The sequence below is a fragment of the Massilia luteola genome, from assembly GCF_034420155.1.
Taxonomy (GTDB): Bacteria; Pseudomonadota; Gammaproteobacteria; order Burkholderiales; family Burkholderiaceae_D; genus Telluria; species Telluria luteola.
In genome coordinates this window covers 26993-39686 of record NZ_JAXOFN010000033.1, presented here as the reverse complement: position 1 = coordinate 39686, position 12694 = coordinate 26993, and the positions used below count along the sequence as shown (strand labels likewise).

The 12694-nt window shown below is 64.2% G+C and carries 10 protein-coding genes, 2 tRNA genes and 1 pseudogene; 6 read left to right on the top strand and 7 right to left on the bottom strand.

All coding sequences use genetic code 11. The features are described 5' to 3' along the window. Positions 1-45 precede the first annotated feature (45 nt). Together U9J41_RS24670 and U9J41_RS24665 are read left to right on the top strand one after the other, a co-directional pair. Positions 46-966: a hypothetical protein gene (locus U9J41_RS24670; protein WP_322404807.1), complete on the top strand. Its 921-nt coding sequence runs from the start codon at positions 46-48 to the stop codon at positions 964-966. Continuing rightward, positions 963-1787: a hypothetical protein gene (locus tag U9J41_RS24665; protein ID WP_322404805.1), complete on the top strand. Its 825-nt coding sequence runs from the start codon at positions 963-965 to the stop codon at positions 1785-1787. Before U9J41_RS24670 ends, U9J41_RS24665 begins: the two co-directional genes overlap by 4 nt. A gap of 85 nt (positions 1788-1872) precedes the next feature. Here U9J41_RS24665 and U9J41_RS24660 read toward each other — a convergent pair. The 3 genes from U9J41_RS24660 to U9J41_RS24650 form a co-directional block, all read right to left on the bottom strand. After that, a tRNA-Asn gene (locus U9J41_RS24660) sits at positions 1873-1948 on the bottom strand. Positions 1949-2014: 66 nt separating this feature from the next. Continuing rightward, positions 2015-2090: transfer RNA gene (locus U9J41_RS24655), tRNA-Asn, on the bottom strand. A gap of 179 nt (positions 2091-2269) precedes the next feature. Further along, positions 2270-3481: an amino acid aminotransferase gene (locus U9J41_RS24650; protein ID WP_322404803.1), complete on the bottom strand. Its 1212-nt coding sequence runs from the start codon at positions 3479-3481 to the stop codon at positions 2270-2272. A gap of 108 nt (positions 3482-3589) precedes the next feature. On the opposite strand from U9J41_RS24650, the gene uvrB reads away from it, so the two are divergent. After that, positions 3590-5686 carry an excinuclease ABC subunit UvrB gene (gene uvrB / locus U9J41_RS24645; RefSeq protein ID WP_322404801.1) on the top strand — a complete coding sequence of 699 codons (2097 nt, stop codon included), beginning with the start codon at positions 3590-3592 and terminating at the stop codon, positions 5684-5686. A 154-nt stretch (positions 5687-5840) separates the two neighbouring features. On the opposite strand, the gene U9J41_RS24640 is transcribed toward uvrB, so the two are convergent. Next, a complete protein-coding gene (locus U9J41_RS24640; RefSeq protein WP_322404799.1) occupies positions 5841-6266 on the bottom strand; it encodes a hemerythrin domain-containing protein in 426 nt (141 codons plus the stop codon). Positions 6267-6353: 87 nt separating this feature from the next. Here U9J41_RS24640 and U9J41_RS24635 point away from each other — a divergent pair. Together U9J41_RS24635 and U9J41_RS24630 are read left to right on the top strand one after the other, a co-directional pair. Beyond that, positions 6354-6782, top strand: a pseudogene (locus tag U9J41_RS24635) (hypothetical protein); the annotation flags it as partial. Positions 6783-6917: 135 nt separating this feature from the next. After that, positions 6918-7706 (top strand): hypothetical protein, encoded by a 789-nt coding sequence (locus U9J41_RS24630; protein WP_322404797.1) that lies wholly within the window; start codon positions 6918-6920, stop codon positions 7704-7706. Here U9J41_RS24630 and U9J41_RS24625 read toward each other — a convergent pair. Beyond that, on the bottom strand, positions 7703-8614 hold the full coding sequence (locus U9J41_RS24625; protein WP_322404795.1) for a LysR family transcriptional regulator: 912 nt from the start codon (positions 8612-8614) through the stop codon (positions 7703-7705). The two genes, U9J41_RS24630 and U9J41_RS24625, sit on opposite strands and share 4 nt — an antisense overlap. A 100-nt stretch (positions 8615-8714) precedes the next feature. Here U9J41_RS24625 and U9J41_RS24620 point away from each other — a divergent pair, with 100 nt between their 5' ends. Further along, entirely contained in the window at positions 8715-9818 is a 1104-nt protein-coding gene (locus U9J41_RS24620) for an aldo/keto reductase (RefSeq protein ID WP_322404793.1), read from the top strand. Positions 9819-9923: 105 nt separating this feature from the next. On the opposite strand, the gene U9J41_RS24615 is transcribed toward U9J41_RS24620, so the two are convergent. Beyond that, positions 9924-10469, bottom strand: coding sequence for a PEP-CTERM sorting domain-containing protein (locus tag U9J41_RS24615; protein ID WP_322404791.1), 546 nt, complete (start codon positions 10467-10469; stop codon positions 9924-9926). 28 nt (positions 10470-10497) lie between these two features. After that, complete coding sequence (locus tag U9J41_RS24610; protein ID WP_322404789.1) at positions 10498-12387, bottom strand: S53 family peptidase; 1890 nt, start codon at positions 12385-12387, stop codon at positions 10498-10500. Positions 12388-12694 lie beyond the last annotated feature (307 nt).

The window sequence follows — 12694 nt, the reverse complement described above, 5'->3', positions numbered from 1 at the left end:
CGCATGTGACCGAAAGTGAGAACTGAAATGAATACATGGAGAATCATGACGGTGGCGGCCGGGCTGTCCGCACTGTGTGCCCTGCCCGGCCAGGCCGGCGCCAGCGCCGGCGACGCGTCGCTGGCCGCGCGGGACTGGCGCGTCGACGGGTCGGCCGGATCGCTGCAGGCGAAGCCGCCGAGCAATGCGGACGTCCTGGCCTTTCTCGGCGGCCTCGGACAGGAAGGCATCCACCTCTGCGATTTCCGGATCGCGGATCTCGACGCCGACGGCCGGTACGAACTGGTCGCCTCGGTCGACTATTCGGGCAGGCAATTCTGCAATACGGTCCTCGTCACCGGTCCGGGCGCCGCGAAAACGGCACACTTCTTCGTTAGCACCGTCCAGGCATGGAGCGTGAACGATGTCGGCAGCATGTTCAAGTCCGACGGCCCCGGGCGCCGGGTCACGCTGGCGATTCCGCAGCCGCTCACCGATTACGACGGCGTCGAATGCGTCGCCACCTGGCCGGTCCTGTACCGGCTTGATCGCGGTCGCCTGAACGACGTGTCGGCGGCGCCCGAGTTCAACGCGTTCTACCGCAGCCAGTATGACGCGCTCGGCAGGGACACCGGCGCCGAAGGCTTCGGCACGACACCGGCGAGCCTCGCCAGTCCGGTCCAGGCGAAGAAAACGATCGCAGACCCCGATGCGGCCTGCAAGCTGGTCACGCAGGACAAGCTTGCCAGGTTTCTCGGATTTCATGCCACGGCGGGCTTCGAACGCGCGCAGCAGTGGATGAACAGCGGCGACACGGCGCTCAGACGCAAGGCAGTGCGCGTGTTCGCCGACATCGGCACGGACGCCGCGAAGCGCGGCCTGGCCACCATGTCGCACGACCGCGATCCCGTCGTGGCGCAATCGGCGCGATCCGAACTGGCGCACGCCGGAGGCTCGACCGCAAAACTCAACTGGGGGCAGCGATGAAAACATTGTTCAAATCAGGCGCTGCGGCGTTATTCCTGTGCATGGCGTCCGTCGCCGGCGCCGGGGGCTTACCGCAAGGGTGGACGTTATCGGATGGCGGCACGGGCGGCATTGCCGCTGCCGTCGCGGATCTGCCGCCGTCCGAAGGGCAGCAATTCGCCTTCATCGACAATACCGGCGCCACCGATCTCTCCGTCACCGGCGTCGCCGGCGCCACGACCGGGAGCGCCCTGCTGTCGTCGGTGTTCAGCGTCGATACGGCGCGCACGCTATCGCTGGATTTGAACTTTCTCACCAACGATGGCGAGGACTTCCCCGATTTCGCCGTCGTCCAGCTCATCGATGCGACGACCATGGCAAACGTGGCGACGCTGTACACCGCGAATACGACCTGCGACGTCTGCCGCGCGGTGCCGGCGATCGGCGGGCCGGGCGACGTCAGTGCCGGCGTGTCGCTGAATCCCGGTGCCGCCTATTTCGATGGCCAGTTCGCCGGATTGCTGGGCGGGATCCCGTATGGGCCCGGCAAATGGGTAAGCGGGACCGGCGGCGCGACGGGTTGGGTGACGACGTCGTACGATCTTGCGCCCGGGAGCTACCAGCTGGCGTTTTTCGTCGGAAACGTAGCCGATCCCGGCCTGGAATCCGCGCTGGCCATCGACAACATCCGGACCGATGCCGGCCTCATCGAAGGCTTCGAGATGGCGCCGCCCGTTCCCGAGCCCGGCGCCTGGTCCTTGCTGCTGGGCGGCTTGGCACTTCTGCTGGGAAGGCGGTTCGTCGGCCGGGGCCCACGCGCGCATCGAGGCGTGCCGGCCTGATCGCGGCGGCGCGGCACCAACGACAACGGCCGCTTCATCGAAGCGGCCGTCTTGCGTCTTGCGTCTTGCGTCTTGCTGATATTCTTGGCTCCCCGACCTGGACTCGAACCAGGGACCTGCGGATTAACAGTCCGTCGCTCTACCGACTGAGCTATCAGGGAATAGGTGTTGCTATTATAGCCGCTCACCAACGGCTTGCACAGGTTGAAGGTCAACCGTGCGAATTCTGGCTCCCCGACCTGGACTCGAACCAGGGACCTGCGGATTAACAGTCCGTCGCTCTACCAACTGAGCTATCAGGGAATTGGTGGGGCCTCGAATAACCTGCTGCGCGTTGCATTTTTGTCCTGCGATGCTCCGCTACGGCGGACCGGCCGTACCGTAAGTACGGCTGCGCTTCTCGGACAAAACTGCCGCCGCTCGCGACGGTTCTTCGAGGCCCTGATCCGCCAACAATGATTGCTTAGCGGAAGGCCGCGATTTTAGAGAACTTTTGCGATGGCGTCAACGACGGTGTCGATGTTCTTCGAGTTCAGCGCGGCCACGCAGATGCGGCCGGTGTCCACGGCGTAGATCGATTCCGCGCGCAGCTTCTCGACCTGCTCCTTCGTCAGGCCCGAGTACGAGAACATGCCGACCTGCTCGCGCACGAACGCGAAGTCCTTGCCCGGTGCCTTTTCGGCGAGCTTCTTGACCAGTTCGTCACGCATCTGCTTGATGCGCACGCGCATCCCGGCCAGCTCGTCTTCCCACAACTGGCGCAGTTCCGGGGTCGACAGGACGGTCGCGACGACCTTGCCGCCGTGCGTCGGCGGGTTCGAGTAGTTGGTGCGGACGATGCGCTTCAGCTGCGACAGCAGACGAGCAGCCTCTTCCGTGGTCGAGGCGACGACGGACAGCGCGCCCACGCGCTCGCCGTACAGCGAGAACGACTTCGAGAACGAGTTCGAGATCAGCAGGGGGCCGGCCGTTTCGGTGAAGCGGCGCACGACGGCGCCGTCTTCGGTGATGCCGTCGCCGAAGCCCTGGTAGGCCATGTCGAGGAACGGGATCAGGTTGTTGGCGCGCACGACCTGGATCACCTGGCCCCACTGGTCGGCGTTCAGTTCGGCGCCGGTCGGGTTGTGGCAGCAGGCGTGCAGCAGGACGATCGCGCCTTCCGGCATCGCTTTCAGGTCGGCCAGCATGCCGTCGAAGTTGACGCCCTTGGTGGCCGGATCGTAGTAGGCGTAGGTGTTGACGGTGAAACCGGCGCTTTCGAACAGCGCGCGGTGGTTTTCCCAACTCGGGTCGCTGATGTAGACTTGCGAATCCGGCGAGAAGCGCTTGAGGAAGTCGGCGCCGATCTTCAGTGCGCCGGTGCCGCCCAGGGCTTGCACGGTGACCGCGCGCTTCTCTTGAATTACGGCGCTGTCGGCACCAAATACGAGTTCTTGCACAGCCTTGTCGTACGCACCGAGGCCTTCGATCGGCAGATAGGTGCGCGGCGTCGGCTGTTCCATCAGCTTCGCTTCCGCTTTGCGTACGCAATCCAGCAGCGGCACTTTCCCGTTGTCATCGTAGTAGACGCCGACGCCCAGATTGATCTTGGCGGGGTTGGTGTCTGCATTGAAGGCTTCGGTGATGCCGAGGATGGGATCGCGCGGGGCCATGGCGATGGCGCTGAAGATGCTGGCAGGAGCTGGGGAATTCATCGTGATAAACTTGGTTTGTCGGCTGGGTTTCGCAGCGGTTGTATAGACAGCGACCTCGAACAATGCTGGGTCGCAGGCGGATTCTCATTCTAGCAAAGGTCTGATCCAATGGCAGATTTATCGGTTGCAAATTCACCAGCACCCACCGTCATCACGTTCCCGGATTCCCCGTTCAAGCTGCACCAACCGTTCCCGCCGGCGGGCGATCAGCCGACCGCGATCGAGGGCCTGCTCGAGGGCATCGGGGACGGCCTGATGTACCAGACGCTGCTCGGCGTGACCGGTTCCGGCAAGACCTATACGATGGCCAACGTGATCGCCCGCGCGGGCCGTCCGGCGATCGTGTTCGCCCCGAACAAGACGCTCGCGGCCCAGCTGTATGCGGAGTTCCGCGAATTCTTCCCGCAGAATGCCGTCGAGTACTTCGTCTCCTACTACGATTACTACCAGCCGGAAGCGTACGTGCCGCAGCGCGACCTGTTCATCGAAAAGGACTCGTCGATCAACGAGCACATCGAACAGATGCGCCTGTCGTGCACGAAGTCGCTGATGGAGCGGCGCGACGTTGTCATCGTCGCGACCGTGTCCGCGATCTACGGTATCGGTAATCCGAACGAGTACCACAAGATGATCCTGACGTTGCGCACGGGCGACAAAGTCGCGCAGCGCGACGTCATCGCGCGCCTGATCCAGATGCAGTACACGCGCAACGAAATGGACTTCGCGCGCGGCACGTTCCGCGTGCGCGGCGACACGATCGACATCTTCCCGGCCGAACACGCCGAGCTGGCGATCCGCGTCGAGATGTTCGACGACGAGATCGAGTCGCTGCAATTGTTCGACCCGCTGACGGGCAAGGTGCGCCAGAAGATCCCGCGCTTTACCGTCTACCCCGGCTCGCACTACGTCACCGGCCGCGCCACCGTGCTGAAGGCGGTCGACTCCATCAAGGCCGAGCTGCGCGACCGCCTGGAAGAATTCCGCCAGCAGGGCAAGCTGCTGGAAGAACAGCGCCTCGAGCAGCGCACCCGCTTCGACCTCGAGATGCTGGCCGAAGTCGGTTTCACGAAGGGCATCGAAAACTATTCGCGCCACCTGTCCGGCTCGATGCCGGGCGAGCCGCCGCCGACCCTGATCGACTACCTGCCCAAGGACGCGCTGATGTTCATGGACGAGTCGCACGTGATGATCGGCCAGCTGAACGCCATGTACAACGGCGACCGTTCGCGCAAGGTGAACCTCGTCGACTACGGCTTCCGCCTGCCGTCCGCGCTCGACAACCGGCCGCTGAAGTTCTCGGAATTCGAGAGCAAGATGCGCCAGTGCATCTTCGTGTCCGCGACACCCGCCGATTACGAAAAGGGACGCGCCGACAACGTCGTCGAGCAGGTGGTGCGTCCGACCGGCCTCGTCGACCCGCAGGTGATCGTGAAACCCGCGCGCTCGCAGGTGGACGACCTGATGAGCGAGATCACGGACCGCATCAAGAAGGACGAGCGCGTGCTGGTCACCACGCTGACCAAGCGCATGGCCGAGCAGCTGACGGAATACCTGTCCGACCACGGCATCAAGGTGCGCTACCTGCACAGCGACATCGACACGGTGGAGCGCGTGGAAATCCTGCGCGACCTGCGCCTGGGGACGTTCGACGTCGTCGTCGGCATCAACCTGCTGCGCGAGGGCCTGGACTTGCCGGAAGTGTCGCTCGTCGCCGTGCTCGACGCCGACAAGGAAGGCTTCCTGCGCTCGGAACGCTCGCTGATCCAGACCATCGGCCGCGCGGCGCGTAACCTGAACGGCGTGGCGATCCTGTACGCCGACCAGATGACGGATTCGATGAAGCGCGCGATCGACGAGACGGAACGCCGCCGCGCCAAGCAGATCGCGTTCAACGAAGCGAACGGCATCATCCCGAAGGGCGTGCAGAAGAAGATCAAGGAAATGATCGACGGCGTGTACAGCGCGGCCGCGCAGAAGGCCATGCTGAACGACGTCGGCCTGTCGGAGGACGCCGCCAAGGTCGAGGGCATGAGCGAGAAGCAGATTTCGAAAGAAATCAAGCGCCTCGAAAAGCTCATGGTCGACCACGCCAAGAACCTCGAGTTCGAAAAGGCGGCGCAGGTGCGCGACCAGCTGCACGTGCTCAAGCAGCAGGCGTTCGGCGCGCCGGGGGCGGACAATGTCGTGTCGATTCTCGGCAAGTAAGCGCTGACGCTCAACATCAGGCAAAACGGCTCCGCGGAGCCGTTTTTTCATGCCTGCGCCGGACGCAGTCGACACGGTCAAACGATAAAGTCACCCCTCGGCAGCCGGCGGATTGCGGGTCGCGTACCCAGGTCATTCACGCCCCTCCGCGCGCTCAGACCGTCGCCGCGGCCGCGTCGATCGCCGGATAGAATTCGGTGTCCTCGCGCCGCATGCGTTCGAACAGCACGCGCAGGACGCGGTTCGCGTCGGCGCGGAAACCTTCGGGATCGGCCTTCAACCGCGCCGGCAGGTTCCAGCGCGACGCGAACTCGAAATACTCGCCTGCGATACCGTTCATCTCGCGCTGGTAGGCCTCGCCCAGCCGGGCGAGTTTGCGGTCGGCGCTGTCGGCGACCGCGGGATACAGCACCGTGTCCTCGATAGCAAGATGCAGTTTGATCACGCCGCTGATCTTGACAATGCGCGTGGCGATGTCGTCGGCGTTCTCCGCGATCCCCGCGCGGACGGCTTCGCGCAAACGCCCGATACCATCAAGGATGGCCACGTGCTGGTGTTTGAACTTATCGATATTCATCATGGGACTCCTGAAAAACCACAACCGGTAAATGCCATTGAGCAATACTTATACCTGCGCAGTGTAGCCTGCCATCTTTAAATATGCAAATTAAATGCATATTTAACCAAGGCGCGTTACCTGCACAGCGACATCGATACGATTGCGCGCGTGGCAATCCTGCGCGACCTGCGCCGGGCACGTTCGACGTCGACAAGGACGGCTTCCCGCGCTCGGAGCGCTCGCAGATCCAGACCATCGGCCGCGCGGCGCGCAACCTGGACGGCGTGGCGATCCTGTACGCGGACCAGATCACGGATTCGATGAAGCGCGATCGACGAGACCGAGCGCGGCCGCGCCAAGCAGTTGATGGTCGACCACGCCAGGAACCTCGCGTTCGAAAAGGCGGCGCAGGTGTGCGACCAGTTGCACGTGCTCATGCAGCGGGCGTTCGGGGCGCCAGGGCGGACAACGTCGTGTCCATCCTCGGCAAACAAGACGCCGCCACCGCAAGCGTCGCAGCGGCACTGTCTTGATTGATCCAGGCTGTGCTTCGGCGCCCGGCGCAAGGCTTCGCTTTTGTGTCGCGGCCCGGCCGGCCCGATCTTTTACGCTTTACCCCAGGAATTGCACGATCAATATCTAATCGTAAGGGGTTAAGCCATGGGAAATACAATGCAGGCCGATAGCTGGCTCCACTCGGCGCTCCACGACATCAATCAGTTGAAAGCGGAGCTGCATAAAAAAGGCAGCACGCTCACCAGGAACGAGTATGAGAAGCTTCTCCAGCGCATACTTGCGAGTCTTCATAAAAAGCTCAACCACGCAGCGCAAAACGACGACACCCCGTCAGAGAAGAAACGCGATCCGGTCACACAGGTGCCGCCTGCGCCATCGACGCCGCACAATGTGGCCGGAACATATCGCCTGGCCGAATCGAAGGTTCGCGTGGATCGGGTCGGTACAAATTATATTTCCGACAGCATGCTGCGTGATGCTCAATCCAGTCGCGGCCAGTTGAAAACCAAGGCGGAGTATGACGCCTTTATTGATGCAAACGCGGCCAAGTTCGGCCTGGATCCGGAAGTCGTAAAACGGGAATATCGCGTGGAATCCAACGGAGACCCGACGACGATGGGGGATTCCGGCCGGAACTGGTCTCAGGGTGGACCGTCGATCGGTTTGCTTCAAGTGACCAGCGGGATTCTTGCCGGCGGGGTGTGGGCAACACCTGGAATGACCACGAGCTCGGGCGTGAAATTGTCGAGCGGCGATTTGAAGAATAGCACTGCCGTCCAATTGCTTGCTGGCATGCAGCACTTGGCGGATTACAAAAATCAGGCGGGCGCGCATTTGGGAGCGGGCGCCTCGCCACAATCCGTTTACACGCAAGCGCTTGGCAATTATGTCGGCCACGATCAAGCCGCTTACATCCGCAATATTGAAAATACAAAGCTGCATTAAGCGTGGGCGTGCTCTCCCAACCGCTCGCCGCAGTAATCGATGAACGCCCGCAGCTTCGCCGGCAAATGCCGCCGCGTCGGATAGTAGAGATGAAAGCCCGGCTGTGTCGACCAGCATTGCGGCAGCACGGGCACCAGCCTGCCCGCGGCAAGGTCGGCGTCGACCTGCCGCAGAAAGACGTGGGCGATGCCGATGCCGTCGCGCGCCGCGCCCGCCATTGACGCGCTGTTCGTGACGATCAGCGGCCCGTCCACCTCCACATCGACGAGGCGGTCGTCGCGCATGAGTTCCCAGCGGTAGATCGCATTGTTCTTGCGAAACCGGTAGCGGATGCAATCGTGCTGTTGCAATTCCTCGATGGTGCGCGGCAGGCCGCGTCGCGTCGCATAGTCCGGCGCCGCCACCATGCACAGCCGTTCCTGCCGCGTGAGCGGCACGGCCACCATGTCGAGCTGGACGGATTCGCCGAGGCGCACGCCGGCATCGAAGCCGCTTGCGACAATGTCCACGAAGCCCTCGTCGAAGCCGAGTTCGACCTTGATGCCGGGATGCCTGGCAAGAAAACCGGGCAACAAGGGACGCAGCCATACGGCGTAGACGATGTTCGCCATGTTCAGCCGCAGCACGCCGGTGGCGCCGCTCCTGAATTCGTCCAGCTCGGCGGCCGCCTGCGTGAGCTCGGCCACGGCCGGCGCCACGCGCGCGAGAAACTGCTCGCCCGCTTCCGTCAGGCGCACGCTGCGCGTCGTCCGGTGCAGCAGGCGCACACCCAGCCGCTCTTCGAGTTGCCGGACCGTCTGGCTGACGGCCGACGGCGTGACTTCCAGCGCGGCCGCCGCGGCCGTGAAGCCGCCGCGCTCGGCGACGGTCGCGAACGCCAATAATCCATCCAGTTGGGTCAGTTTCATTATTAAGCAACTCTTAATAGGTACTCAAGATTATGGCAGTTTTTCTTTCCTATCGCACCGGCTATGCTGACGTTCATTCAACCAGACAAGGAGAAACGTCATGCAACAACCCGTCTACTACACCCTCGGCCGCACGGGCCTGCGCGTGAGCCGCCTGTCGCTGGGCGCGATGACTTTCGGCACGGAATGGGGCTGGGGTTCCGACAAGGCGGCGGCCGAACGCGTGTTCAACCTGTATCGCGACCATGGCGGCAATTTCATCGATACGGCCGACGTCTACACGAACGGCACCAGCGAGACGTGGCTGGGCGAATTCATCCAGTCCAGCGGCGCGCGCGACGAGCTCGTCCTGGCCAGCAAATACACGTTCAACCTGGCCGCCGCCAATCCGAACGGCGGCGGCAACGGCCGCAAGAATTTGATGCGCGCCGTCGAAGGGTCGCTCAAGCGCCTGCAGACGGATTACCTGGACGTATTTTATGTGCACGCCTGGGATCAATTGACGCCTGTGGAAGAAGTGATGCGCACGCTCGACGACCTCGTGCGCGCGGGCAAGATCCGCCACATCGGCCTGTCGGACGTACCGGCCTGGTATGCGGCACGCGCGCAGACGCTGGCCGAATGGCGCGGCTATGAACCGGTGTCGGCATTGCAGCTGCAGTATTCGCTCGTCGAGCGCAACATCGAACACGAATACTCGCGCCTGGCGACCGAGCTCGGCATGGGCATCACCGTCTGGAGCCCGCTGGCCAGCGGTGTGTTGGCCGGCCGCTATCGGCGCGACGCGGCCACGCAAGGCCGTCTCGCGGCCATGCAGGGGAACGGCAATCCCGCGTTCCAGCACCTCACCGAGCGCAACTTCGAGATCGTCGACGAGCTGGAAAAAGTGGCGGATGCCGTCGGCCGGCCGATGGCGCAGGTCGCGCTCAACTGGGTCGCGAACCGGCCGGGCGTGGCCAGCGTGATCGTCGGCGCGTCGCGGCCGGAGCAGCTGGCGACGAATCTCGGCGCGCTCGATTTCGAACTCCCGTCTGAACTCGTACGCCGCCTGGACGACGTGAGCCAACCCGCGACGCCGTTCCCCTACTATTTCTTCACGAATGCGATGCAGGGCATGATGTACGGCGGTGCGCGGGTCGGCGACAAGCCGGCGGGCTATCGCGCGCCGGTACTCGTCGAAGGGTCGGGCAGCGGCGTCGACTAGGGTGTGTCCGACCGTCCGCGGGGACGGGCGGCAGGCAAACTTGGGCCCCTGCCTTCGCAGGGGCGACGGTCTGCCTGCTGGCGGAACAAGTCGGTCCGACAGATCCTAGGCGTGTTCCAGCTCCGCCACCGCGGCGGCCTTGCGGCGGCGCGCGCCGATCAGCCCTGCCAGGCCGACGCCCATCAGCGCCAGGCTCACCGGCTCAGGAATATCGGACAGCGCCTGCCCCGTGAAGCCGGCGCCGTCGACGAGGAACGTCCCGGCCAGCCGCAAATCATACGTGCCGCTCGTGATCGTGCCATGGCCGCCGGCCAGCTCGCTCGTCAGCGACAGGGCCAGCGCGTCGATGGGCGTCACGAAGTCGCCGGCGAAAAAGCCGAGGTCCGAAAAGGCCAGCGAGCCCACCAGGTCCGGGAACGCCGTGAATTCGAACCACGCGGGCTCGGGCGGCGTGTTGAACAGGAAGTCATAGACGAACGTGTCGCCCGACACGGCGCCCGGTTCGGCGACGCCGAAGCTCCAGGTCTGCGTCGTGGCCGGCCCGAAATCGGGCACGACGAAGAACGTGTCGCTGAACGTCGGCGTGGCGGAGGCGAAGGCGGCGCAGGTGGCGAGCACGAGGCCGAGCAGGGTTTGTTTGATCGATTTCATCGCAATCTTTCGTAGCTGGTTATCGGATTCACAGGCTCACGCCGAAGGCACGCGCGAGGTTCGCCACGTCGAGCGAGCCGAGGCCCGTCGCCGGATTGAACGTGTTCGTGCTCTTGTAGTAGAGGTTGGTGCCGGCCGTGATCGCGCGGAACGGCGACGTGGCGCCGTAACCGTAGGTCTTGAACGCGCCGTACAGTTGCGGATGCAGCATGCCGAGGCGGCTGTTCTTGCCGGCCGCGATCAGCGTGAAGATGCCGTTCAGCTGCGGCGCCACGAAGCTCGTGCCGCCGCTGCCCGCGCCCCACTGCCCCTCGAAGTACACGAGATAGCCACTGTACGGGTCGGCGTTGAGCGACACGTCCGGCAGGTTGCGTCCGGCGACGCCGGGCGGCAGGTCGATCAGGCCTTCATAACCCGAGCCCGGATCGCCCAGCAGCGACGCCTTGCAGTACAGGCTTTGCGCCGCGGCGCTCGTCATCGCGCCGGCCAGGCCGGTCTGGTACGACGGCCGGGCGAAGTCCACGCTGACGCCGCCGCCGCCGCCCACCGGGAAGTAATCCGAGTAGTACAGGGTCTGGCCGTAGTGCGACGTGATGTAGCCGCGCAGGTAGTCCCAGGCCCAGGCGCGCTCGGTCGGGATCGTGATGCTGCCGTATTTGTGGACCTGCGTATGCGGCAGGGTCGTGCCGCCGGCTGCCAGCACGGCCGTGTCGGATGCCGGGTGGTCCGCCGTCAGCAAGGTGGTGCAGGTGGGGTACGGGAAATTGCTGTTGATGTCGAACGCGCCGGCATCGCCCGACGCGGCGATCACGGGTATGCCCTGCAGCGCGGCCTGGACGAACACGGCGTGGAAGGCGGCCAGGTCGGCGGGGCCGTTGAAGACCTCGGCGGCGCCCCAGCTCACGGACAGCGTGTCGACGATGTTCTCGTCGACGGCCGTCGCAAACATGTCCAGGAAGCCGTTGTTGGCGTTCGGCGCCAGGTAGACGCGGATATTGGCGCCCGGCGCCACGCCGCCCGACTGCTGGACGTCGAGGGTGGTCTCGCCGGCGCCGCCGCTGCCCGGACCGTCGTCCGCCAGCGGACCGCCGTCGACCAGCACGTCGGTAATGCGGTTCGGCGCGACCGGGAGGCCCAGCGCATTCCAGTAGCCATACGCGTCGGACTGGCGATAGCCGGCCAGCGTGGCGATGCCGATGGTCTTGCCGGCGCCGGTCACGCCGGCCGCATACAATGGGCTGACGTCGTATTTGGCGGCCAGGTCCAGCACCGTGTACTCGCCCGGCAGCGAGGCGGCCGTGGCGTTCGGGGTCGGGATGCGGCTCGGCACCAGGTTCGATTCGCCGGTGGCGATGCCCGACGCCGGCTGGCGCGTGATATTGCTGCGGAACAGCGGGCGGCCGTTCAGGCCGTGCACGGACTTGACGATGCCGGCCAGGTTGGCGGGCATCGCCGTCGTGCCGGCCGGCGCCTCATAGGTGCGGCCCTGCGTCTGGTAGGCGTGGATAGTACTGCCGAACACGGCCGCGAGCTGCGCATTCGTGCCCTGCGCGGAAATCAGCAGGTTGTTCGCATAGACTTTCGTCACCGTCAGGCCCTGCGCCTTCAGGAAATTGACCACCTGGGCGATCGACGTGGCGTCCTGGCCATACAGGCTGCCCACTTGCGCCGGCGTCAGGAATTGCCGGTACTTCGGGCTGGCCGGGTCGGCGACGGCGGCGGCATGCGCCTCCATGGCGGCGAGGTTCTTGACGGCCAGCGACAGCGTGACCTGCCTGACCTCCGACTGGGGCGCGAGCCCGAGATCGACGATGCGCGCGTCCTTGTCGACGCGGAACTGCGTGGAGGTCGTGGCGCCGTAAGCCAGCGACGTGGTCAGCACACCGATGGCAACGGTAATTGCGGTGAGGGTTTTCAATGCGGACTCCCTGATGATTGTTAAGGGTCCTGCCGGTGTCGGCAGGCGCATCGATAGCCCAAGCAAGGGGTATGCCATTTTCCGTAACCAAGAGTTATTTCCTTGATTAATCAAAAACTTGTCACTTCCCCGTCACTTTTTTGTGTCCAGAAAATTGTTGTGGTGTAAATTTCTCCGACACACATGTAATTGATTGTCATCAAATTGCCGGGGCTACACGGCAGCGCGGCGACGTGCTAGAAGACACGCGAATCCGTGTACGGGAGCAGGCAAATGTGAACGACGACGACGGGCGGATGCGCGGCGC